A 23138-nucleotide genomic window follows, 5' to 3' on the forward strand; every position below is an offset into this window, starting at 1 on the left:
GGGCCACCTCGACGGCCTGCTCCTCGTCGAACGGCCGCACCTCGGCCCCGGTGTGGTCCAGGCGCCCGCCGACGGTCACGTCGCGGGGGCGCGGGCCGTTCCGGTGAGAATGGCCGACCGGCTCTCCCACCCTGGCCGGGGCGGGAGAGCCGGTCGGACGCCGGGTCCGGCCGGGCGGCCGGATCCGGTCCCCGGTGATGCTCAGTGCTTGGCGAAGTTCTGGGTCCAGTAGATGCCGCGTGAGCTGTCGGCCACGCCCACTCCGAGATGGGTGTAGGCGCAGTTCATGATGTTGGCCCGGTGACCGGAGCTGTTCATCCAGGCCCGCACCACTTCGGCAGGGGTGCGCTGGCCCATCGCGATGTTCTCCGCCCAGGCACGCATCGGGCTGAACCCGCTCGCCTTGATGCGGGCGGTCATGTCCGTGCCGTCAGGCGAGGTGTGGCTGAAGTAGTTCTTGGCCGCCATGTCGTCGGAGTGGCCCTGCGCGGCCGAGCGCAGCCGGGGGTCGGAGACGAGCGGGGCGCAGCCGCCCTTCTGTCGTTCGGCGTTGGTCAGGCGCACCACCTCCTCGGAGGTGGTGGACCCTCCCGGTGCGGGGGTGGGAGCGGTGGAGGTCGGAGCCGGTGTCGGCTTGGTGGTGGCCGTCGGGGTGGGGACCGGGCCGGGGGTCGGGGCGGTGGAGGTGGGGTTCGGGGCCGGGGTGGCCGTGGGGGAGCAGGCGAGCCTGACGGCCTTGGAACGGCTGACGTTGCCCCGGTAGTCGGTGGCGACGGAGTAGTAGACGCCGGGAGCGCACCGCAGTCTCACGGTCACCCGCCCGTTGGTCCCGCGCAGGGAGGCGCTCTTGACGACCGGGTCGGCGCCGGCCACGGCGCGCTTGATGCGGACGCGGACCAGCGCGGTGTCGTCGCAGCCCAGCCGTGCGGCGGAGGCCTGGATCCGTCCCGCCGCGGTGACGTAGGGCTTGGCGGCGTACACGCGACACTCGGCCAAGGGGGCGGACGCGGCGTGCGCGGTGGCGATCGGCGTGCTGAGGGCCGCCAGGCTCCCGAGGCACAGCAGTACCCCTAGTGGTCTGCGCATGTCGGTTCCTCCAGTTGGTGAGACGCTGGACGGTTCCGCATTCTGTCGGGGGCGGGTCGGCTTTGTCAGCACATTACCGACATTAATTGCGGGCTCCAGGTAAACCAGAGTGATCACATAGGCGTCTGGGGCTGACGATGCACCGGTCCAAGTCGGGGCTCATCTCCCCCCCGGGAAGTCCCTTTGTGGCCTGCCTGAGCTGGACATTCATCACATCAGCCGGTATGAAGATCGACTGGGCCGGGTGAGGCGAAGGGGGCTCCCCGGCGGGGAAGGTAAAATATTCACGTTCCCTGGGCCTACCAAGCGGTCACTCGCTGCGATTGAATGTGGCATGATCTCCCCGGCGCCCTCACCCGCCGTCGTCACCGTGCCGCGCGGCGTGCGCATCGGCTACGGTGTCGGCTCAATCTGCACCGCGACCTTCTCCACCGTCCCCGGCCTGCTGCTGCTCTTCTACATGACGAACGTGCTGGCGGTTCCCGCCTGGATCGCCGGGGTGGTGGCCTTCCTCCCCAAGCTCTGGGACATGTTCATCAACCCCTGGGTGGGCCAGCGCTCCGACCGGACGGTCTCCCGCTTCGGGGCCCGCCGCCCGTGGATGCTGCTGGGCGCGCTCACCCTGCCGGTGACCTTCACACTCACCTTCGCGGGCCCTCCGCTCACCGGCCTGTCCGCCGCGCTGTACGTCGGCCTCTGCTACTTCCTCACCGCGACGGCCTACGCCTTCTACGAGGTGCCGTACAAGGCCATGCCTGCGGAGATGACCGACGACTACCACGAGCGCTCCTCCCTGCTGCAGTGGAAGATGGTCTTCGTCGGCCTGGGGATCCTGCTCTCCGGGGCCGTCGCGCCGATGATCGCGGGCACCGAGGTCTCCGGCTACCGGACCATGGGGCTGGTCGTCGGCGGGGTGCTGCTGCTGTCGATGCTCGCCGCCTTCTTCGGCACGGCCCGCGCCCCGATGGTCGCGCGGGCCGAGGCGGAGTCGTCGCTCGGCGCCCAGTTCACCGCCGCCCGCTCGAACCGGACGTTCATGGTGCTGCTCGGCCTGAGCTGCGCCCAGATGCTCGCGGCCGGGATCATGCTGGCCGGCTCACCGTACTTCGCCACCTACACGCTGGGTGATCCGGCGGCGACCACCACGCTCTTCCTGGGCATCGTCGGCCCGCTGCTGATCACCATGCCGCTCTGGGTCTGGCTGTCCAAGCGTTACGACAAGCGCGGGGCGATGATCCTGTCGTCGGCGCTGTTCACGGTGGGCACCGTCGGGATGGCCTTCTCCGGACCGCTCGGCTCGGCGTACGCGCACGCCTGCGTGCTTCTCGTCGGCATCGGTTACGCGGGGTTCCAGCTGCTGCAGTTCTCGATGCTCTCGGACGTGATCGTCCACGACACGCTGGTCACCGGAAAGCGGCGTGCCGGAGTGTTCACCGGGCTGTGGACCGCCGCCGAGACCGTGGTCTTCGCGTTCGGCGCGTTCATCCTCGGCTGGCTGCTCGGTGCGACCGGGTTCGTGGAGTCCGACCCCGCCACGCCGGTCGCGCAGCCCGAGTCGGCGACCACGGCCGTGTTGTACGGCACGACGCTGCTGCCCGCGCTGCTGATGGTGGTCAGCATCGTGCTGACCACGCGCTACACCCTGACCGCGGAGAAACTCAGGAAGGCCGGGGCGGGGGCGGCCGAGACCGGAGCGACAGAGACCCAGAACGGCTGAGGCGCGGCCAGGGGCAGGAACGGCCTCGGGGTGATCATGGTGTGAGGTCGAGGGCAGCCGTTCGGAGCACCCCTCAGGGAGCGTCCGCCGGGAGCCCCCGGGCTCCGGCTCCGCTGAGCGCTTTCGGCCGCGAGGTCATGACAGCAGCTGAGGCGTGATCATCAGGAAGCCGCAGTCGCCGAAGGAGACGACGTCGCCCGGCCGGACCTTCGCCGGGCCCACCAGGCGCCAGTCGTTCAGCCGGGTGCCGTTCAACGAGCCGAGGTCGACGAGGACCCAGCCGTCCTCGTCGCGGCGGAGCTCGGCGTGCACCCGGGAGACGGTCAGGTCGGCGAGGACCAGGTCGCAGGCGGAGCCCCGGCCCACCACGTAGCGGGTCCGGTCGTCGGCGGGCAGTGCCAGCCTGGGCAGCCTGGGACGCCGCCAGGCCGACTCCACCCGCTTGGTGAAGTCGGAGGCCGAGGCGACGACCTCGGTGACCATGCGGCGGAACCGGCCGCGTTGCGGCAGGTCGGCGACGAGATTGTCGAGTTCGCCCTGATTGCGCGCACGCAGGGCCATGTCGACGCGGCCGAGGAACGTGTCGTGCGACAGATGCCCCTCGACAGCACGGTCACGGAGCTCGTTGATCGCACGATCGCGATCCCCGTCGGAGGCGCGGGACGGGGGATGCGTCGAGCTCATCCTCCGAGTATCGGCCCCAAGGGTGGAACCTGTCCAGAATATGCAGATCTCTTGCAGCGGGCATACTGAGTATGCATACTCAGTATGCATGGCGATCCGACACGGGCTCCTCGCCCTGCTGAGCCAGGGACCTCGCTACGGCTACCAGTTGCGCGCCGAGTTCGAGGCGTCGACGGGGGCGACCTGGCCGCTCAACATCGGCCAGATCTACACGACGCTCTCCCGGATGGAACGCGACGGCCTGGTGAGCCCCGGCGAGCAGGACGAGCAGGGCCGGGTCGTCTACTCGATCACCGAGGCCGGTCTGGCCGAGATGGAGCGATGGTTCGGCACCCCCGTCGCCCAGTCGGACCGGCCTCGGGACGAGCTGGTCATCAAGCTCGCGATGGCGGTCACCGCCGCCGCGGACATACGGCCGATCATCCAGGCCCAGCGCACCGCGACCATGCGCACCTTGCAGGAGTTCGTCCGAGCCAAGCGGGCGAACGTCGAGGGTCCCGCCCAGCGGCTGGTGCTCGACTCGATGATCTTCCAGGCCGAGGCCGAGCAGCGCTGGCTCGACCACTGCGAGGCAGTGCTCACTGCCTCCCCCCAGACGCAGGAGAAGCAGAAATGAGTTTCGATCCGGTCGTACGGCTCATGGACGTGAGCCGCGTACACGGAGACGGGCCGCAGGCCGTACCGGCGCTGCGGGAGGTGAGCCTGGACATCGCCGCAGGCGAGCTGGTCGCGGTGATGGGGCCGTCGGGGTCAGGCAAGTCCACTCTGCTCAACCTCGCCGGCGGCCTGGACCGGCCCACCTCGGGTGAGGTCGTGGTGGCGGGCACGCCGCTCTCCGGCATGACCGCCGGGGGGCTCGCCGGGCTCCGCCGCCGCCATGTCGGCTACGTCTTCCAGGACCTCAACCTGATCCCGTCGCTGACCGCGGCGGAGAACGTCATGCTCCCGCGCGAGCTGGACGGCGTCAGGGCCGGGCAGGCCCGCCGCGAGGCGGGGGACGCCCTCGCCGAGGTCGGTCTGGCCGACGTCGCCGACCGCTTCCCCGACGAGATCTCCGGCGGCCAGCGCCAGCGAGTGGCGATCGCCCGTGCCCTGGTCGGGGAGCGGCGGCTGATCCTGGCCGACGAACCCACCGGCGCCCTCGACACCCCCACCGGCGACGACATCCTCCAGCTGCTGCGCGCCCGCTGCGACGCGGGGGCCACCGTGCTGCTCGTCACGCACGAACCCCGCTACGCCGCCTGGGCCGACCGAGTGATCTTCCTGCGCGACGGCGAGATCGCCGACTCCACCGCCACGCCCCTGGAGAGTGCCCGGTTGAGCGCGGAACGCACCCCCACCTCGGGGCCGCGGAGCGGAGGAGAGGCATGAGCGCCCTCCTCGCCGCACTGCGGATCTCCCGCCGGAGCATCGTCCGGGCGAAGGCGCGTAGCGCGCTCATCATCGTGATGATCGGCCTGCCCGTCCTCGCGGTCACCGCCGTGCTCACCTTCTCCGCGACCGAGAACCTCCGGCCGGAGGAGCGGCTGACCATGGACCTGGGTGCGGCCGACGCCAAGCTGACGGACACCGGGGCCGCCGGGCCGATCAGGCAGGACGCGACGGGCTACGACTGGCGACCTCGAAAGGACGGTGGGTCGCCACGGTCCCGGGCGGAGATCCTGGCCCTGGCCGGACCCGGCAGCCGGATCATCCCGATGAACAGCGGCTCAGCGGAATACTGGACGGGGACCGCCTATGGTTTCGCGCAGGTCCTGGAGGTCGACCTGCGCGACCCGATGGCGGGTGCCATGTTCCCGCTTGTCCGGGGGGGCTACCCGCAGGCCGCCGATGAGGTGGTCGTCACCGACTCCATGGAGCCGGCCGTGGGCTCGACCCTCCGCTACACCCGTGACGACGTGCCCAAGCGTGTGGTGGGAACGGTGGTCTCGCAGCCGGGCAACCGCAGGCGCGCGATCATCGGGCTGCCCGGCTCGCTGAACCCCGGCTCGGGGGTGACCGACGCCGAGCGGTCCTGGTTGCTGGACGCTCCCGCGCCGGTCACCTGGACCGAGACGCGCCGGTTCAACCAGGCGGGGGTGACCGTGCTGTCGCGGGCGGTGCTGGAGAACCCGCCGCCCGTGGGAGGCGGTCCGGACCAGGCGGTCGAAGAGCCCAGGATGAGATCCACCAGCACGCGCAGCGGCGTCCTGGCAGCCGTTTCCGGGGTGACCCTGGCCGTGCTGGAGGTCGTGCTGCTGGCCGGGCCCGCCTTCGCCGTCGGCCTGCGGCGCCGGCGCAGGGAGCTCGCGCTCATCACCGCCCAGGGCGGCTCGGCCCGCCACCTCAGGCTGGTCGTGCTGGCCGACGGGCTGACCCTGGGCCTGGCCGCCGCCGTGCTGGGAGCCGCCCTCGGGATCGCCGTCGCCAGGGGGATCGTGGCCTGGGCGGGGATCTGGCCGGCCGGTGGTCTTGGGGCGTTCGAGATTCCCTTTGGGCAGATCGTGCTGGTCGCGGCGCTCGCCGTGGTCAGCGGGGTGGCGGCGGCCGTGGTGCCCGCCGTACAGGCCGCCCGGGCCGACGCGGTCGCGGCACTCGCCGGCCGGCGGGCCGAGGCGCGTGACCGGACCGGATGGCCGCTGCTCGGGCTGGTCCTGCTGACAGCGGGGGCCGGGGCCATGGTCTACGGGGTCCGGTCGACCGACGCGGTGGTCCTTTTCGGCGCGGTGCTCGGGCTGCTCGGCCTGGTCATGGTGACGCCCTGGCTCATTCGGCGGATCGGCGGCCTGGCCGGAGGGTTCCCGCTGCCCCTCCGGCTGGCCGTCCGCGATGCCTCCCGCAACCGCGGCCGTACGGCCCCCGCCGTCGTGGCGGTGCTGGCCGCGGCGGCGGCGTTCAGCACGGTCGCCGTCGGCGTCGCCAGCAGCGAGCGGGCGTCGGAGGAGTACTACCGGCCGGCCTATCCGACGGGCACCACGGCGATCCACGGCGACGACGTGACGGAGGAGTCCTGGAAGGAGATCCGGCCGATCGTCGATCGGACGCTTCCCGGCGTGCCGCTGGTGGAGACCTACCGGCCCATCGACGCCAAGGGCAGGACGGTGGACTTCCGCGCGCGAGATGGCAACTGCAACCGCTGCATGACCTCGACGGGCCCGCTGAACGAGATCCCCGTGGGCGGGCCGGACCTGCTCCGCCTCCTGCTGGGCCGCACCGACCGGGCGGCCGAGGCGGCGCTGGCGGAGGGGAAGGCCGTGGTCTTCAATCCGAAAGCGATCAGGGACGGCAGGCTCCGTCTCCGAACCTGGACACATGGCAGCGACCAGGAGGAGCAGGTCCTCACCGTGCCCGCGGTGCTGGTCACCGTTCCGGGACCGTTCAACGTGCGCGGTGTGCTGCCGGTCGCCGCGATCACCAGGGCGGGGTTCATCCCCAAGCTCAGCCACCTGCTTGTGGATCCGGCGGTCGCATCGCTGACCCCGGAGCAGGAGCAGCGGCTCAGCGGGCCGGTGCGCGCCGTCACCCCCAACGTCGCGGTCGAGACCGAGCGAGGGGTCCGGCGGAACAGAGCCGACAGGGTCACCGGAATCATGTGGGTCATGGCGGGCCTCGCCTCGCTGGTGGTGCTCGGCGGAACGCTCACCGCCTCCGGGCTGGCCGCGGCCGACGCCCGTCCCGACCTCGACACGCTCTCGGCGGTCGGGGCGCGTCCCCTGACACGCAGGCTGGTGGCGGCGGGGCAGGCGACGGTCGTCGCCGGATTCGGTGTGCCCCTGGGACTACTCGCCGGGCTGGTCCCCGGGCTCGCGCTGGCGAGTCAGGTGAGCCTGCGGCGTGACGCCGAGCGTGAGATCGCACTCAACGGGGTCCCGTTCGAGAAGCTGGGCGTCATTCTCAGCGTGCCGTGGCAGACGCTGCTGGTGGTGGGCATCGGCCTGCCGCTGCTGGCGGCGCTGATCGCGATGGCGTCCGCCAGGACCAGGGTGACACCGACCCGGCGGCTGGGGTAGCCGGGCCGGCCCGCGGGGCGGGTGCTCAGCGCCCGTGCCCCGCGGACCGGTTCAGTCGGTGACGTCGGCGCAGACCACGTGGGCGCCCAGTTCGATCATCCGCTGCTCGCTGCGGGCGTCGGCGACCCTGGCCATCAGGATCGGCGCCTCGCTCGCGGCGAGCTGCGGCAACCGGGCGCGCACCCCGCGATGGATGTCCCTGACCACGTCCTCGGCCGCCGACATGTGCACCTTCACGTGCAGCATGATTCCCGGAGCGCCGGAGGAGGTGCTGGCCTCGGAGATCCACACGTGATGGACGAGCGGGTAGTCGACGAGCAGGTACGAGATCGCGGCGCGCAGCGCGGGCAGGATCGGGTGCTCGCACCGCCGGTAGCCGGGATCCACCATCTGCATCGGCCCCGACAGGTGGGGCCGGGGCGCGGGGATCCACGGCTGGGCGGGCGCGGCGGGCACCGGCGTTCTCTGCGGGCGCGCCGGCGCGGGACGCGAGACCGTGGCCATCGCCCCGGTCGCGTACGCCGTCGGCGTCGTGCTCGACAGCACGGGCGCGGGGCCGCTGCGCTTCGAGAGCAGGTACCGCTGGAGATCCTCGATCGGTACGGCTGCGGCCGCGGGTCCCGCCGCGTCGATCACTATCTCCCGCACGCCGGTGACCCGCTGGATGTCGAGGACTGTGTCGGCGTCGCACGCCGACAGCGAGTGGCTGCCACGGTGCCGCGCGTAGGTGTCCGCCGAGGTGTATCCGAGCAGGACACGCTCACCGGCCTGCGTCGTGCCGAGCACGACGGAGCGGTCAGGTCGCACGGCGACCAGGAGTCCCCATTCGGCAAGCGCCGCCAGCAGCCGGTGTGGCTCGCCGTGCTGCGCGAGTACGTTGCCGAGAGCGGGGTTCCCGATGCTCATATGAGGAACGATAGGTAGTGACCCACGGCTTATCAGGGTAATCGCGAAGTTTTCTTAGGATCAAGACCAACTTGAATTTTGGTGCATGGGATGTGTCAGGAGCGGGTACCGGCGTGCTGGATCATGGGGCGGTCGCGTCTCGCATCTCGGGACACTCGTGAATACGTTCACAAGCGTCGATAGACTACGTGAGGTCCGTGCACCCTCACCGCCTAGTAAGGATCCAGCCTGTGAACAAGCCCGTCGTACTGGTCGCCGAGGAACTTTCCGAGGCCGGTCTCGCGGTCCTGGGCGCGGACTTCGAAGTCCGCCACACCGACGGCGCCGACCGTGCCCAGTTCCTGCCCGCGCTCGCCGACGTGGACGCGCTCATCGTGCGCAGCGCCACGCAGGTCGACGCCGAGGCGATCGCCCACGCGCCCAAGCTCCGCGTCGTCGCCCGCGCCGGTGTCGGTCTGGACAACGTCGACGTGGAGGCCGCCACCAAGGCGGGCGTCATGGTCGTCAACGCGCCGACCTCCAACATCACCAGCGCCGCCGAGCACACCGTCGCGCTGATCCTCGCCTCCGCCCGCAACGTCGCCCAGGCGCACTCCGCGCTCAAGGGCGGCGAGTGGAAGCGCTCGAAGTACACCGGCGTGGAGCTCGACGAGAAGGTCGTCGCCATCCTCGGTCTCGGCAAGATCGGCCAGCTGGTCGCGCAGCGCCTCCAGCCGTTCGGCGTCGAGCTGATCGCCTACGACCCCTACCTGCAGCCGGCCCGCGCCGCGCAGATGGGCGTCCGCCTGGTCACGCTGGAGGAGGCCCTGCGCGAGGCGGACTTCATCACGGTGCACCTGCCCAAGTCCAAGGAGACCATCGGCCTCATCGGTGACAGGGAACTGCACGCGGTCAAGCCGAACGTCCGCCTCATCAACGTCGCCCGCGGCGGCATCATCGACGAGAACGCCCTCTACTCCGCGATCAAGGAGGGCCGCGTCGCCGGTGCCGGCATCGACGTGTTCCCGAAGGAGCCGGTCACCGACAGCCCGCTCTTCGAACTCGACCAGGTGGTCGTCACCCCGCACCTGGGCGCCTCCACCCACGAGGCCCAGGAGAAGGCCGGCACCCAGGTGGCGCGTAGCGTGAAGCTCGCCCTCGCCGGGGAGTTCGTGCCCGACGCGGTCAACGTCCAGGGCGGCGCCGTCGCCGAGGACGTCAAGCCGGGCCTGCCGCTGGCCGAGAAGCTCGGCCGGGTGTTCACGGCCCTCGCGGGCGAGGTCGCCACCAAGCTCGACGTCGAGGTGCGCGGCGAGATCGCCGCCCACGACGTCCGCGTGCTGGAGCTGGCCGCGCTCAAGGGTGTCTTCACGGACGTGGTCGAGGACTCCGTCACCTACGTCAACGCCCCGCTGCTGGCCAAGGACCGCGGCGTCTCGGTCGAGCTGGTCACCAGCGCGGAGAGCCCCGACTGGCGCAACGTGGTGACGGTCCGCGGCGTCCTCGCCGACGGCCGCGCGGTCTCGGTCTCCGGCACCCTGTCGGGTCCGAGGCAGATCACGAAGATCGTCGAGGTCAACGGCTACCAGATGGAGATCGAGCCGACCGACCACCTGTCGTTCTTCACCTACACCGACCGCCCCGGCGTCGTCGGCGTGGTCGGCCGCATCCTCGGCGACCACTCGATCAACATCGCCTCGATGCAGGTGGCCCGGGACGTCAAGGGCGGCAAGGCCCTCATCGCACTCACCGTCGACACCGCCATCCCGGCCGACGTGATCGACCAGATCGGCGCGGAGATCGGCGCCGACAGCGGCCGCTCGGTCGACCTGGCCGACTAGCGGCAGGCAAAGGATTCACCGAGGTGGCCGTCGCCCCGCACCGCGGGGCGACGGCCACCTTTCGTCTCGATATGTGAGAAGTGTGTACGCCGGGCGAGACGGCGTTCCGGCCGCCAGGTAGCCTGAGATGAAATGCGCCAGGTCCCAACCTGCCGCGACGGGGTCTGACAGGGGTGGGCCGGCGACTCTCCGGTGCCACGCCCAGATCACCGGTCCGTGATCCGGACCCGTGACATCAGGCCTGGTCGGAGCCCTGATCGGAGTCTCGACCATCGCCCTGCTCGCATCCGACCGAGACGAGATTCGCCATGTACGACATGTATCCCTGGAACCACGCCGAAGAGGTCAAGGACGAGGCCGCCGAGGCGCTCCAGACCGCCCTGGACCGCCGGGACAACGGTGGTTCTCCCATCCGCTGAACCGGTTCCCGGCGCCGACGGGGTTCCCTCGGCCGATCAGCCGGCGTGTCTCATCCGTCGGTCGCTAGTTTGATCTGCTCGGTCAACCTGACCCCCTGCGGATCGGGGCGCACCGCGCCGACGAAGGAGGACCGGCGCCAGGCGCTGAGCTTCTCCTCCTTGACCACGTCGCCGCTCCGCGGGGCGTGGACCATGTAGCCGGGCCTGGTGATCATGCCGACATGGCCGAGACCGCTGAAGAAGGCCAGGTCACCGGCCTTGAGGTCCTTCCAGGCGATCTTCTTGGAGAAGGCGGCGTACTGGTCGTTGGTGACGCGGGGCAGCTTGATCCCGGCGGCGCCGTAGGCGCGGAGCATCAGGCCCGAGCAGTCGAAGCCGCCGTTGCCGGTGCCACCCCAGACGTAGGGCGTGCCGCGCTTGGACATGGCCCACTTGACGGCCGTCTGCCAGGCGGGCTTGGGGGCCGCGCTCTTCAGTGCCGCCTTCAACCTGACGGTGCCGAGCGTGGGAGCCTCGGGGGAGGGGAGAGGGGAGGCGGCCAGTGCCGCCGTCGGCGCCATGGCCGAGGCCGCGAACACCGCGGCGCCTGAGACGAGGAGGGACAGGACGCGAGAGTACATCTTGCCGGACAGGATGATTCCTTCCATAAGGCCGGCCGGGTGAGCTGTCGGGCTCGGGCGTGGAGGCCGCCCTACGGCGCGAAAGCGCACCGATTCGCCCCAAGGAATCCCGTGATGGCAGCCGGGAACGCGCTCCGGGGCGGAGCGAGGTTCCCGGGGGCCCGGTGGATCCCGAAAAAAGTGGTTCCCCGGCTCCGTACGGGCCGGTAGGGGGATGGTCCGTACGGATTAGGCATCAATGTGAATGGGGAGGACGATAACGAAACCTCACGAAACGGTCAATAGGGAGCAAAAAAGGACAAAGTGATCACACGGGCGGACGTGCGGACACGTCCGAAGGGTGAGATCGGTGTTCGATCACCGAGACGGACAGGTAAGGTGCCTGCATGGATTCGCGTAACATTCGCCTGGCGGTCATCCCCGGGGACGGGATCGGAGTCGAGGTCGTCACCGAGGGCCTGAAGGTCCTCGAAGCGGTCGGCACCAAGGTGGAGACCACCACGTACGACCTCGGGGCCAAGCGCTACCACGAGACCGGTGAGACCCTGCCCGACCCGCTGCTCGACGAGCTACGCGGATACGACGCGATCCTGCTCGGCGCGGTCGGCGACCCCAGCGTGCCCCCGGGCATCCTGGAGCGCGACCTGCTGCTCAAGCTCCGCTTCCAGCTCGACCACTATGTGAACCTCCGCCCGGTCAAGCTCTTCCCCGGCGTCGAGACGCCGCTGGGCAAGGCCCGCCCCGAGGACATCGACATGATCGTCGTCCGGGAGGGCACCGAGGGCCCCTACGCCGGTGCCGGAGGGGTCATGCGCCGCGGCACGCCGCACGAGATCGCCACCCAGGAGTCGCTGAACACCGCCTACGGTGTCGAGCGCGTGGTGCGCTACGCCTTCGAGAAGGCGGTGGCCCGCCCCCGCAAGAAGCTGACGCTGGTCCACAAGACCAACGTGCTCACCTACGCCGGTGACCTCTGGGCCCGCACGTTCGACCGGATCAGCGTGGAGTACCCCGAGGTCCAGACCGACTACTGCCACGTCGACGCGGCCTCGATGTTCTTCGTCAGCCAGCCGGAGCGCTTCGACGTGATCGTCACCGACAACCTCTTCGGTGACATCCTCACCGACATCGGCGCGGCGATCGCCGGCGGCATCGGCCTGGCGGCCAGCGGCAACGTCAACCCCGACCGCACCGCGCCGAGCATGTTCGAACCGGTGCACGGCAGCGCCCCGGACATCGCGGGCCAGGGCAAGGCCGACCCGACCGCCACGATCCTGTCGGTCGCCATGCTCCTGGACCACCTGGGCCTGGCCGACGAGGCGGCCCGGGTCGAGCAGGCCGTCGCCGACGACCTGCTCGAGCGGCTGGCCGGCTGGGCCGGCCGGACCACCCAGGAGATCGGTGACGACATCACCGCGCGAGTAGCCGGCTGAGGAAGCCGCCCCCTCGACCCCGACGCGCCTGGCGGCTCCTCCGAGCCGCCGGGCGCGTTTTTGTTTCCCACGCACTGCCGGTTTTCGGCATGGATGCAGTAGTTTCCCGTTACCCGGTCCAACACACAATGGACCCAAGGGTAAGCCAGACACCAAGGTAAGGATCCGCGTCATGACCACCGCTCAGAAGCTCAGCTTCGACGTGCAGCTCTCCGACCACGCGCGCACCGCGGCCGAGCGCGAGCAGGTAATGGCGGCTCCGGGGTTCGGCCAGGTCTTCACCGACCACATGATCTCGATCGACTACACCGAGGGCGAGGGCTGGCACGACGCCCGGCTCATGCCGTACGGCCCGCTCAGCCTCGATCCCGCGACCGCGGTCTTCCACTACGCGCAGGAGCTCTTCGAGGGCATGAAGGCGTACCGCCAGCAGAACGGTGCGATCGTGACGTTCCGCCCCGAGGCCAACGCCGCCCGCTTCAACACCTCCGCACTGCGGATGGCCATGCCCGAGCTGCCCGAGGAGACGTTCGTCGAGTCGCTGGAACTGCTCGTCCAGACCGACCGCGAGTGGGTGCCGACCACGCCCGGACACAGCCTCTACCTGCGCCCCTTCATGATCGCCACGCAGCCGGCGCTCGGGGTCAACTACCCTTCCAGGACCTACAAGTACATGGTGATCGCCTCTCCGGCGGCGGCCTACTTCGGCGGCGGGCAGGCGGTCAGCGTCTGGCTCTCCACCGAGTACACCCGCGCGGCCCCCGGTGGCACCGGCTTCGCCAAGTGCGGCGGCAACTACGCCGCGGCCTTCGTGGCCCAGCGCCAGGCCGTCGAGCAGGGCTGTGACCAGGTGGTCTGGCTGGACGCGAGCGAGCACCGCTACGTCGAGGAGATGGGCGGGATGAACCTGTTCTTCGTCTACGGCGACCGCCTGCTGACCCCGGCGCTCACCGGCACGCTGCTGCCGGGCATCACCCGCGACTCGATCCTCGCCCTGGCCGCCGACCTCGGCCTGCGGGCGGAGGAGGGGCGGCTGTCGATCGAGGAGTGGCAGCGGGGCTGCGAGTCGGGCGAGCTCACCGAGGTCTTCGCCTGCGGCACCGCCGCGGTGGTCACCCCGGTCGGCTCGGTCAAGGGCGCCGACCGCGCCTGGACGATCGGTGACGGCACCCAGGGGCCGGTCACCGGGAGGATCCGCGAGGAGCTGGTGGGCATCCAGTACGGTTCCCGCCCGGACCCGCACAACTGGGTCCACAAGATCTGCTAGTCCCGCGTTTCGGGTACGGCCTCGGTCGATCCGGGCGGTCACCCGCGATGTCGGCTCTCATCAGGCATCTGAACTGCGACGTCGCCTCACAGGTGCCGCCAAGGGGTGCGAAGAGACCCGGTCAATACGTTACGGTCGGTCACCGCGATGGTCCCAACGGGGGAAGGCCCGGTCTCCAGCTGGCCGGGCCTCCTCCATGAGCGGGTCTATCCTTCGCTCAGTTTGCCGGTGTCGATCGTGAGATTCCACGGCGCAGGCAGTTCAAGCGGCTTGCCGATCGACTCAGTGATCTCGTCGGCGTAACCCTCAGGGCCCGGTCGGCTGAGCAGTCTGAAACGGTTCGCGAAGGTGTCGATCACCAGGTAGAGCGGAACTCCTGCGAGCGCGCAGGCCCGCGGCTTGACCACATGGTCATCGTGAACGCTGCTCGGGGAGACGACCTCTGCGACCAGCAGCGTGGCGTTCGCGTACACGTGGCTGGGATCCCAGAGGCGAGGGTTCGGGGGAACGACGATGAGGTCGGGTTCGAAGCGGTCCGCCTGCACCTGAAGGAGTAGCCTGGCTTCCGGGTAGACGCGCCATCCTTTCTCCATGGAGAACGGTATGAGCTGGGCCATGAGCTGGTAAACGACGTCGGCGTGAGCGATCGTGGGCGTCTCCCTCACCACGATCCGGCCGTTGATGATCTCGATTCGATGCTTCTCGAACCGCTCGACGAGCTCCAGGTAGAGTCGCTCGAGCTCACCCTGATCGGTGATCTGGTAGGCGATCGATCTTTCCATGAGTAGTCCCACAGGGTCATCCTTTCCCTCCGCGCAGGTGGGCGCAACGTGTTTGACATGTCGCTTAAAGTAATCGGAAAGATTCCCGCCCGCCCCGGATTCGGAAAAGTTCTCGTCAGTGCTTTCGAATCATGGTGAGGCCGTCGGCGATGGGGAGCATGATCGAGGTGACCCGCACGTCGGCGCTGACCATGTCGTTGAACTCGCGGATGTGCCTGACCGTCTCGTCGTCCCTGGCGGGATCGGCGACGTGGCCGCTCCACAGCGTGTTGTCGACGAGGATCACCCCGCCGGGGGCCAGCCGCGACATCAGGATCTCGTAGTAGACGGGATAGTTGACCTTGTCGGCGTCGATGAACGCCAGATCCACCGCGGGATGCTCGGGGAGCTCGTGCAGCCGCTCGGCCGCCGGGCCGATCCTCAGCTCGATGCGGTCCGAGACCTGTGTCTTCTCCCAGTATCTCCGGGCGATCGCGGTCCACTCCTCGCTCACGTCGAAGCAGGTGAGCCCGCCGCCGGGGGCGAGCCCGCGGGCGAGGCAGATGGAGGAGTAGCCGGTGAAGGTGCCCACCTCCACCGCGTTCCTGGCGCCGCCGATCTGGGCGATCATGGTGAGGAACCGCCCCTGGTCGGGAGAGATCTGCATTCCCGCGCTGTCGCCGGTCAGCTCGCGGGTCTCGACGGCGAGTGCGTCGAGGACGTCGTCGGGCAGGGTGGTGTGCGCGAGCAGATACTGCCCCACGGCGGGGTCGAGATAGGTCGCCTTCATGAGCCCCATTCTGGTCGGTGGGAGATGGTCGCGGGGGGTGAAGCCGAGCCGTGTCGGCAGGTCGCGAGTCTCGAATCCTAAGATCGATGTGTCAGATGCTGTCAGCGTGTGGCAGACTCCAGAGCATCATGTTCTACGGTCTGCTCATTATCGGCAGGCGCGCTGGCTGAAAAGGGACACCGCCAGCGCGCAGACCTCTCACGTCCGTGAGGGGTTTTTTTGTTTCTCGAAGCCGAATGAGCGCGCGGCGAATCATCGAACCGCGAAGGAGAACGACATGGCCGACGACCGCTTCCACGTGTACGACACGACCCTCCGTGACGGGGCCCAGCAGGAGGGGCTCAACCTCACGGTGGCCGACAAGCTGGCCATCGCGCGTCACCTGGACGGCCTGGGCGTCGGTTTCATCGAGGGTGGCTGGCCGGGGGCCAATCCCAAGGACACAGAGTTCTTCCGGCGAGCTCAAACAGAGCTCGACCTGAAGCACGCGCAGCTCGCCGCGTTCGGCGCGACCCGCCGGGCAGGTGTGAAGGCAGCCGACGACCCGTTGGTGGCCGCGCTGCGCGAATCCGGCGCGCCGGTCGTGACCCTTGTCGCCAAGAGTCACGACCGGCACGTGCAACTGGCCCTCCGCACCACCCTGGAGGAGAACCTCGCGATGATCCGCGACACGGTCTCCCACCTGCACACGGAGGGGCAGCGGGTCTTCCTCGACGCCGAGCACTTCTTCGACGGCTACAAGTCCAACCCGGCGTACGCGCTGGAGGTGCTGCGCACCGCCGCCGAGGCGGGGGCCTCGGTCGTCGCGCTCTGCGACACCAACGGGGGCATGCTCCCCGACGAGCTGGCCGAGGTCGTGCAGGCCGCCGTCGGCACGTCCGCCAGGATCGGCATCCACTGCCACGACGACACCGGCTGCGCGGTCGCCAACTCCCTGGCCGCGGTGCGGGCGGGCGCGACGCACGTGCAGGGCTGCGCCAACGGATACGGGGAGCGCTCGGGCAACGCCAACCTGTTCACGGTCGTGGCCAACCTGCAGCTCAAGCGGGGGTTCGAGCTGGTGCCGAGGGAGTCGCTGGCCGACATGACCAGGATCGCCCACGCGATCACCGAGGTCACCAACGTCACCCCCAACTCCCACGCCCCCTACGTCGGGGTCTCCGCCTTCGCGCACAAGGCCGGGCTGCACGCCAGCGCGATCAAGGTCGACCCCAACCTCTACCAGCACATCGACCCCGCCGAGGTCGGCAACGACATGCGGATGCTCGTCTCCGACATGGCCGGACGCGCCTCGGTCGAGCTCAAGGGCCGCGAGCTGGGCTACGAGCTGGCTGCCGACACCTCGCGGGAGCTGGTGACGCGGGTCAAGGAGATGGAGTCGAAGGGCTACACCTTCGAGGCCGCCGACGCCTCCTTCGAACTGCTGCTCCGCGACACCGTCGCGGGCGAGCGCAGGCGCCACTTCCAGGTCGAGTCCTGGCGGGTGATCGTCGAGCGGACCCGCGGCGGCGAGGTCGTCAGCGAGGCCACCGTGAAGCTGCACGCCAAGGGCGAGCGGATCGTCGCCACCGGCGAGGGCAACGGCCCGGTCAACGCCCTCGACCGGGCCGTACGGCAGGGACTTGAGCGGCTCTACCCCGAGCTGGCGGGGGTCGAGCTGATCGACTTCAAGGTGCGCATCCTGGAGGGCACGCACGGCACCGACGCCGTCACGCGCGTGCTGATCACCTCCAGCGACGCGGCCGGGGAGTGGTCCACCGTCGGTGTCGACGAGAACATCATCGAGGCGTCCTGGCAGGCGCTGGAGCAGGCCGTCACCTACGGTCTGCTGCGCGCCGGCCACACCGGCTGAGGCGGCACCCGAAAGAGAGCCGGAGGGCGGTCCGGGGGGTGCCCCCCGGACCGCCCTCCCGACCTGGCGGGCCAGGTCGGTCCCGCCGGGGGCGAGGTCGTCAGGAGAGGTCGGCGCCGCCGACGCGGAAACTCACCGGGCCCTCGGAGGTCTCCACGCTGACCTTGCCGCCGGAGCAGGAGAGCGACGGCTTGTCGGTGCCGGGCACCAGCACGGTCAGCACGGAGTCGCCCGAGGCGGGTGCGACGACCGCGGGTGCGGGGTGCCGCCGCAGGTAGGCGGAGGAGACCCAGCCCTGGTAGGGGTTCTTCTGGCCGCGGACCACCTTGAGCCCGCCGACCGGCTTGCAGGAGGGCATCGAGACCTGCACGAGCGTCGCCTTCCAGCCGGCCTTGTCCTTCACCACGACCTGGCCGCCGCTGTTCGAGACGGTGGACAGGTCACGGGAGAAGTGCCAGAGGTTGCGGACCGAGGAGCCCTTGGGGACCGTGTCCAGCACGGCCATCAGGTCCCGTTCGTGGTTGACGAGCACCGAGCGGGTCCTGGGCACGCCGTAGGCCCGGTCGGTCAGCCGGTAGCTCTGCCGCTCGGACCCGATCGAGGATCTGCTCAGGGTGGTGGCGGTCTTGCCGCGGAACCTGGCCCCGGACACGACCGAGGTGTTGTGCGCCTCGGCCGACATCGTCCAGTGCCGGTAGCCGCTGTTCTCGTACGAGTCGAAACCGACGTCGACCAGGACGTCGCGGCCCTGGGCGTAGTAGGTCACGCCCAGGTGGTCCTCGTGGCCGTGGTACTTCATGCCGGGCCCGAAGCGGATGGAGTAGAACGCCGACTCGGGCTTGTTCCAGGCGGTGCGCCCGTAGACGTAGCCGTTGCCGAACACTCGCACCGTCTTCTTCGGGTGGGAGTAGCCGACGGGCCGCACGTCCGCGCCGCCGTCACCGATCGGGACCATGAACCCGTCGGGCTGGGTGGAGTGGGAGATGAAGTCCTCCAGCGACTCCCAGCGGCGTGAGATGTCGGCGGGCACCTTCCGCCCGCACGACTTGATGTTCTCCATCGCGACCTTCAGCCGCTCGTAGACGTAGATCGCGTAGCGGGGGGCCTGCTCGCGCAGCGCGCCCTGGGAGTCGACGTCGAGCTTCACGGTCTCGGTGAGCCGCCTGATCGCGAGGCTGGACCACTGGTCCCGGCCGTAGCGGCAGCCGATGCCGAGCAGCGCGATGTCCTGGTCGATGCCGTGGTTGTGGCCCTTCTCGTACAGCTTCGGGTCCGACAGCATCTTGGCGTGCTCGGCCAGGCTGCGGGAGAGCCACGACTCGTTGACGTGCTTGCTGAGGCAGACCAGCGCGGGGGCGCGCAGCGCGATCGGGTGCTCCTGCCAGGCGTACGGGCTGGCCCCCGCGCCGCCGCGTGGGTTGTCGGCGACCCAGTCCTTGGCGATCTCGGCGGCCCGTGTCAGGTACGCCTCGTTGCCGTTCGTCTCGTAGTCGGCGACGAGACGGCCCATCCAGCGCAGCGAGTGGAAGACCATGCTCCAGGAGCGGTTCCGGTAGGGGTCGGTGCGCCAGTCGACGTTCTTGCCGATCTTCACCGGGGCCAGGTCGAGGAAGGCGACCTCGCCGTTCATGATGTCCGTCGCCGTGGGCGTGGCCGGCAGCCAGTCCCCCTGACACTCGGCGGTGCGTTTTACCTCCCGTGCCTCCGCGGTGCCGACTGTGGCGCCGCAGGTCGTCAGGAGGACAAGGGAGAGAGCGAGTGCTTGTGTGCGGCGGCGCACGCCAGTTCCTTCCGGGCCAAACGAAGAGGGCGGATCATGCTGTCCGAATCCCACCAAACCGGTCAAGTCGGGATGGGTGCTTCCGGGACATCGTTAGCAACTAGATGCGGGTTTCCCAGGTTTCCCAGGTTTCCCGGCACGCGTGGCCTGATCCTGCCGGTCGATGTCCCGGCCGCCTCTCGCGGGCGCCGCCGCGTTTCGGCAGGCTGAGCGGCATGAGACTCGCCGACATCGCGATCCCCGACACCCCGGCCGCCCGCGGCTCGCTGGAGGTGGCGACCGCCTACTGCTCGCCCGCCCTGCTCAACCACTCCGTGCGCGCCTACCTGTGGGCGGCGGCCTACGGTGCGATGAACGACATCGCCTTCGACGCCGAGCTGCTGTACGTCGCGTCGATGATGCACGACATCGGCCTGGTCAAGGAGTTCGACAGCCACACCGTGCCGTTCGAGGAGGCGGGAGGCCATGTCGCCTGGGTCTTCGCCGCCGGGGCCGGGTGGCCCGTCGAGCGTCGCGTGCGCGCGTCGGAGATCGTCGTACGCCACATGTGGGACAGCGTGGACCCCGGGGCGGATCCCGAGGGGCACCTGCTCGAACTGTCCACCGGGCTGGACATCTCCGGGCGGCGGTCGGAGGACTTCCCCGCCGGGCTCCGGGCCGAGGTGCTTGAGCGTTACCCCAGGCTGGGGATCGGCCCGGAGTTCGCCGGATGCTTCGCGGACCAGGCCGCGCGCAAGCCGGACAGCCTGGCCGGGCGGTTCGTCCGCTCGGGGATCGCCGAGCGGATCGCCGCCAACCCCCTGGACCGCTGAGCGCACCGGCCCCGCTCCCGGAAACGAGGGGAGCGGGGCCGGCCGGGCGCCCTTCGGCGAGCGATCAGGCTCCGGGCGCGGGCCCGGTGCTCTGTACGACTTCGAACGACCACAGCTCGGCCCCGGAGGCCGCCGGGCCCTGCCCGTGGCCGTGCCCCTGGGCCGGGCCGGCCGCCTCCTGCCCGTGCCCGTGACCCTGGCCTTGGCCGGCCTCGGCGGTGGCCTGGGCGTGACCCCGCTGGAAGGCCTGGCTCTCGGTCCAGCGCTTGAAGTCCTCATCGGAACGCCAGCGGGTGTAGACCAGGTAGCGGTCGGTGCCGTCCACCGGGCGGAGCAGTTCGAACCACTCGAACCCGTCCGCGGACTCGACCACTCCCGCCCGTCCCGAGAAGCGGCGCTCCAGTTCCTCGCGCATCTCCGCGGACACCGTCAGCACGTTTATCTTCACGACCGAAGGCACATCGTCTCCTCGAAGCGTTGGTTTCCCCGATCACCCTATGCGGCGCTCCGTCAGGTGACGGTCCTGCGGGGGTGCGGCGCGTCCCCCAGGCTCACCCGGGCGACGGCGGGTATGCGCTCGGTCTCCAGGGTCTGGCGCATGTGCGGGATGACCACCCCGCTCAGCTGCTCGCGGACCGCGCTCATCGGCGCGTCCTCGACGATCGCCACCCGCATCCGTACGGCGGGGTGTTCGCTCGTGCCGGTCATCGCGGCGGTGGCGCCGATGATCGAGGGATGCGAGCCAGCCTCGGCGGCCGCCGCGTCGGTCACGCTGTGCGCGTCCACCTCGGTGATCCCGGCGGGACCGCCGTCCAGGCGGATGCCGCTCAGCCTCCGGCTGCGTCCCTGGACCAGCAGCCAGCGCAGGCCGAACAGCGCGAGCACTATCGCCGCCGCGGCGACCACCCACCACAACCACGGGTCGTAGCGGGCGAACGCCGCACGCGTCTGGGCGTCCACGAGCGGTCCGCGGGCGGAGGCCACGGCCGGAGGGAACGCCCCCGCGCCGCGCGCCATCACCAGGGCGCTCAGGGCCATCAGCGCCAGTCCCACGAGCAGCAGCCCCAGCCGGTTGCCCCGGGCGGTCTTGTCGTCCATGGCGCTCACTTCCCTCGCAGGTGCACGTGGACGGGATGGTGCCAGACGGGGGAGAGCGCGGCGATCCGCGCGGTCACCGCCTCCCGTACGGCGTCGGCCAGTCCGGTGGTGTCCCGGACGGCGCTGTGGGCGTCCACTCGGACGGTCTTTCCCACCAGCCGTACCTTGGCCTGGTCCACTCCCCGCACCCGCTCGGCCGCGTGGGCCAGTGACCGGGCGAAGCCCCGGCGCTGCATGCCGATGACCAGGTCTTTGTCGCCCGTCCGCACCGGGATCAGCGTGGGCCGCCCCGGGATGAGCGCGAACAGCACCAGCAGCAGGCCCAGCAGGCCGACCAGGCCCGCGCCCGCCATCACCTGCCGGTCGCTCCACGGCGTCGACGACGCCCAGGTGAGCATCCGGTCGTAGGGCAGCAGGCGCAGCGGGTGGCCCACCAGGGCGGAGATGACCTCCAGCGCCACCAGGACGCCGATCGCCGTCATCACCACGGCGGTGATGACGGCGGGGATCACCCGGCGCGGGCGGAAGGCTCTGACCGCCGCCCGGTCGGCGGAGGCGTTCCTCACCACCTCGTCGGGTGCCCGCGGCGCGGACGGCGCCACGGACGCCGCGCCGGGTGCGGCCGGAATCTCCTCGGTCGGCCCCGTCTCGGAGACTTCGGAGACATTGCCGGAGAAGGACTCGGCCGGGTCGGGGGTCTGGGAGGTCATCGCCCCTCCTCCCGCGACGGGACGTCGGTCCCGTGGGCCGCCGCGTCCGGTGTCCGGAAGTCGGGCCGGCTCCCGCCTTCGGCCCCCGAGGTCTCGGGCGAGGTCTCGTACGAGGTCTCAGGTGAGGTCTCACGCGAGACCTCGTACGAGGTCTCGGGCGGGCTCTCCGGAGCGCGGATCACGTTGGTGACGTCGATGTCGATGTGGCCGACGTCCATGCCGGTCAGCGTCGTGACCCGTTCGGCGACGTGACGCCGGACCTCGTCGGCCACCTCGCGGATCGGGGCCGGGTACTCCATGGTCACGTCCAGCCGGAGCGTCGCGAGCGTGCCGTCGACGGCGGCGCGGGTGCCTCCGCGGAGGGACAGCGGTCCACGCTCGCCGACCTTCCGCACCCGTGCCACCTCCCTGGCCGCACCGGCCGCGATACGCGACACCACCCGGTCGGATATGTCGGTTCTGCCACGCAGTTCGGCCGGTACGGCCCGCTGTGACGGCTGGGCGGGTACGGCGGGTGGCGCGGACCGCCCGGTTCCGGCGGGGGCGGAGCCCGCCCGCTCGGCGGGCAGGCCGCCTGAGTCCGCGGCCGTTTCCGAGGAGGAGGCGCGGTGTTCGACGGGGGTGTTCATCGCCGTCTCGCCGAGATCCTGGACAGGTTGACCTCGCCGACCTCGGCGAAGTGGCCGAGCAGGAATCCGATGGCACCGAGCACCAGCACCAGCAGGAACGCCCAGAAGCCGCCGAAGGCTCCGGCGAAGCCCAGCAGAACGCCGACGATCGTGCCGAGCACGGACCACACTGGGAAATTGTTCATGTCAAACCTCCGATATGGACATTCACCGGCAGGTCATCCGCCAGCGGGGCGACCGCCGCACGTACCTCGTCGGCGATCTCCGGCAGCGGGCGCCCCAGCCTGACGACCACCGAGATCTCGATCCCGTCCTCGTGCAGCGCGACGCCGGACACCCTCTCGCCGGGCAGGTAGGTCGCCACCGTCCCGAACGGGCCGCCCGAGAGGTCGACGACATCGGGGCAGCGCCGTACGGCGTCGGCTATCCCGTGCGCGAGACCCGCCCCCCGGCGGACCGGTTCCCGCTCGGCGGCCGTGGCCGGTTCCTCGCGGGGCGGACCCGTCTCGCCCGGTGCGGCGGCCGTCGTGCGGGCCGGGGCCCGTGGTCTCTGGGCGGGTACGGCCCCGGCCGGGGCCTGGGTGGCGGGCGGGTGGACCGGGTGCTCCGGCCTGTGCGCGGGCATGGCGGTCGCCGGGGTCGGATGCTCCGGTCCGTGCGTGGGCGCGGCGGTCGCCGGGGCCGAGGTGGGCGGCCGGCGGGCCGGATCGCCCGGGTCGTTCGCGGGCGCGGCCATCCGGTGGCCGGACCCCGCCGTCACCGGAC

22 protein-coding genes and 1 riboswitch are annotated in these 23138 nt (G+C 70.4%); of the genes, 9 read left to right on the top strand and 13 right to left on the bottom strand.

Features of this window, described 5'->3' with window-relative positions:
* Positions 1–201 precede the first annotated feature (201 nt).
* Positions 202–1086, bottom strand: a complete 885-nt coding sequence (locus tag AB0K21_RS06645) for a CAP domain-containing protein (RefSeq protein ID WP_364148409.1) — start codon at positions 1084–1086, stop codon at positions 202–204.
* Positions 1087–1420: 334 nt separating this feature from the next.
* Here AB0K21_RS06645 and AB0K21_RS06650 point away from each other — a divergent pair, with 334 nt between their 5' ends.
* The gene (locus AB0K21_RS06650) at positions 1421–2803 is read left to right on the top strand and encodes an MFS transporter (protein WP_343969947.1); all 1383 of its coding nucleotides are present in this window, start codon (positions 1421–1423) and stop codon (positions 2801–2803) included.
* 135 nt (positions 2804–2938) lie between these two features.
* Here AB0K21_RS06650 and AB0K21_RS06655 read toward each other — a convergent pair whose 3' ends face one another.
* Positions 2939–3487 (bottom strand): DUF1707 and FHA domain-containing protein, encoded by a 549-nt coding sequence (locus AB0K21_RS06655; RefSeq protein ID WP_343969944.1) that lies wholly within the window; start codon positions 3485–3487, stop codon positions 2939–2941.
* An 88-nt stretch (positions 3488–3575) separates the two neighbouring features.
* On the opposite strand from AB0K21_RS06655, the gene AB0K21_RS06660 reads away from it, so the two are divergent.
* Genes AB0K21_RS06660 through AB0K21_RS06670 form a run of 3 tightly spaced genes read left to right on the top strand, consistent with a single transcriptional unit; the run spans position 3576 to position 7476 of the window.
* A complete protein-coding gene (locus AB0K21_RS06660) occupies positions 3576–4103 on the top strand; it encodes a PadR family transcriptional regulator (RefSeq protein WP_343969941.1) in 528 nt (175 codons plus the stop codon).
* Positions 4100–4858: an ABC transporter ATP-binding protein gene (locus AB0K21_RS06665; RefSeq protein WP_364148414.1), complete on the top strand. Its 759-nt coding sequence runs from the start codon at positions 4100–4102 to the stop codon at positions 4856–4858. The genes AB0K21_RS06660 and AB0K21_RS06665 overlap by 4 nt, the downstream gene beginning before the upstream one ends.
* Positions 4855–7476 (top strand): FtsX-like permease family protein, encoded by a 2622-nt coding sequence (locus AB0K21_RS06670; protein WP_364148417.1) that lies wholly within the window; start codon positions 4855–4857, stop codon positions 7474–7476. Before AB0K21_RS06665 ends, AB0K21_RS06670 begins: the two co-directional genes overlap by 4 nt.
* A 51-nt stretch (positions 7477–7527) precedes the next feature.
* Here AB0K21_RS06670 and AB0K21_RS06675 read toward each other — a convergent pair whose 3' ends face one another.
* Positions 7528–8382 carry a hypothetical protein gene (locus AB0K21_RS06675; RefSeq protein WP_343969932.1) on the bottom strand — a complete coding sequence of 285 codons (855 nt, stop codon included), beginning with the start codon at positions 8380–8382 and terminating at the stop codon, positions 7528–7530.
* 230 nt (positions 8383–8612) lie between these two features.
* On the opposite strand from AB0K21_RS06675, the gene serA reads away from it, so the two are divergent.
* Positions 8613–10202, top strand: a complete 1590-nt coding sequence (gene serA, locus AB0K21_RS06680; protein ID WP_343969929.1) for a phosphoglycerate dehydrogenase — start codon at positions 8613–8615, stop codon at positions 10200–10202.
* Positions 10203–10671: 469 nt separating this feature from the next.
* On the opposite strand, the gene AB0K21_RS06685 is transcribed toward serA, so the two are convergent.
* Positions 10672–11241: a C40 family peptidase gene (locus AB0K21_RS06685; RefSeq protein WP_364148421.1), complete on the bottom strand. Its 570-nt coding sequence runs from the start codon at positions 11239–11241 to the stop codon at positions 10672–10674.
* Between the two features lie 14 nt (positions 11242–11255).
* Positions 11256–11486: riboswitch (cyclic di-AMP (ydaO/yuaA leader) on the bottom strand.
* A 141-nt stretch (positions 11487–11627) separates the two neighbouring features.
* Here AB0K21_RS06685 and AB0K21_RS06690 point away from each other — a divergent pair.
* Positions 11628–12674 carry a 3-isopropylmalate dehydrogenase gene (locus AB0K21_RS06690; protein WP_343969923.1) on the top strand — a complete coding sequence of 349 codons (1047 nt, stop codon included), beginning with the start codon at positions 11628–11630 and terminating at the stop codon, positions 12672–12674.
* A 172-nt stretch (positions 12675–12846) separates the two neighbouring features.
* Positions 12847–13941, top strand: coding sequence for a branched-chain amino acid aminotransferase (locus AB0K21_RS06695; protein WP_343969920.1), 1095 nt, complete (start codon positions 12847–12849; stop codon positions 13939–13941).
* 206 nt (positions 13942–14147) lie between these two features.
* On the opposite strand, the gene AB0K21_RS06700 is transcribed toward AB0K21_RS06695, so the two are convergent.
* The gene (locus tag AB0K21_RS06700; protein ID WP_364148426.1) at positions 14148–14723 is read right to left on the bottom strand and encodes a Uma2 family endonuclease; all 576 of its coding nucleotides are present in this window, start codon (positions 14721–14723) and stop codon (positions 14148–14150) included.
* Positions 14724–14838: 115 nt separating this feature from the next.
* Positions 14839–15492 (bottom strand): O-methyltransferase, encoded by a 654-nt coding sequence (locus AB0K21_RS06705; protein ID WP_343969914.1) that lies wholly within the window; start codon positions 15490–15492, stop codon positions 14839–14841.
* Between the two features lie 277 nt (positions 15493–15769).
* On the opposite strand from AB0K21_RS06705, the gene cimA reads away from it, so the two are divergent.
* Complete coding sequence (gene cimA, locus AB0K21_RS06710) at positions 15770–17344, top strand: citramalate synthase (RefSeq protein ID WP_343969911.1); 1575 nt, start codon at positions 15770–15772, stop codon at positions 17342–17344.
* 100 nt (positions 17345–17444) lie between these two features.
* On the opposite strand, the gene AB0K21_RS06715 is transcribed toward cimA, so the two are convergent.
* The gene (locus AB0K21_RS06715; RefSeq protein WP_364148428.1) at positions 17445–19124 is read right to left on the bottom strand and encodes a heparinase II/III family protein; all 1680 of its coding nucleotides are present in this window, start codon (positions 19122–19124) and stop codon (positions 17445–17447) included.
* Between the two features lie 215 nt (positions 19125–19339).
* Between AB0K21_RS06715 and AB0K21_RS06720 the strand changes: the two genes are divergently transcribed.
* Positions 19340–19936: an HD domain-containing protein gene (locus tag AB0K21_RS06720; protein ID WP_343969905.1), complete on the top strand. Its 597-nt coding sequence runs from the start codon at positions 19340–19342 to the stop codon at positions 19934–19936.
* A 64-nt stretch (positions 19937–20000) separates the two neighbouring features.
* Here AB0K21_RS06720 and AB0K21_RS06725 read toward each other — a convergent pair whose 3' ends face one another.
* From AB0K21_RS06725 to AB0K21_RS06750, 6 genes are read right to left on the bottom strand one after another with little or no spacing between them, the layout of a single operon-like run.
* Entirely contained in the window at positions 20001–20396 is a 396-nt protein-coding gene (locus AB0K21_RS06725) for an antibiotic biosynthesis monooxygenase (protein ID WP_343969902.1), read from the bottom strand.
* A 50-nt stretch (positions 20397–20446) separates the two neighbouring features.
* Entirely contained in the window at positions 20447–21034 is a 588-nt protein-coding gene (locus AB0K21_RS06730; protein WP_364148432.1) for an alkaline shock response membrane anchor protein AmaP, read from the bottom strand.
* Positions 21035–21039: 5 nt separating this feature from the next.
* Complete coding sequence (locus AB0K21_RS06735; protein ID WP_343969896.1) at positions 21040–21744, bottom strand: DUF6286 domain-containing protein; 705 nt, start codon at positions 21742–21744, stop codon at positions 21040–21042.
* Positions 21741–22373 carry an Asp23/Gls24 family envelope stress response protein gene (locus tag AB0K21_RS06740; RefSeq protein ID WP_364148436.1) on the bottom strand — a complete coding sequence of 211 codons (633 nt, stop codon included), beginning with the start codon at positions 22371–22373 and terminating at the stop codon, positions 21741–21743. The genes AB0K21_RS06735 and AB0K21_RS06740 overlap by 4 nt, the downstream gene beginning before the upstream one ends.
* Positions 22370–22558, bottom strand: a complete 189-nt coding sequence (locus AB0K21_RS06745; protein WP_343969890.1) for a hypothetical protein — start codon at positions 22556–22558, stop codon at positions 22370–22372. Before AB0K21_RS06745 ends, AB0K21_RS06740 begins: the two co-directional genes overlap by 4 nt.
* On the bottom strand, positions 22555–23133 hold the full coding sequence (locus AB0K21_RS06750; protein WP_364148439.1) for a hypothetical protein: 579 nt from the start codon (positions 23131–23133) through the stop codon (positions 22555–22557). The genes AB0K21_RS06745 and AB0K21_RS06750 overlap by 4 nt, the downstream gene beginning before the upstream one ends.
* Between the last annotated feature and the right edge of the window lie 5 nt (positions 23134–23138).

The sequence above is a fragment of the Streptosporangium sp. NPDC049248 genome, assembly GCF_040678965.1.
GTDB classification, from domain to species: Bacteria; Actinomycetota; Actinomycetes; order Streptosporangiales; family Streptosporangiaceae; genus Streptosporangium; species Streptosporangium fukuiense.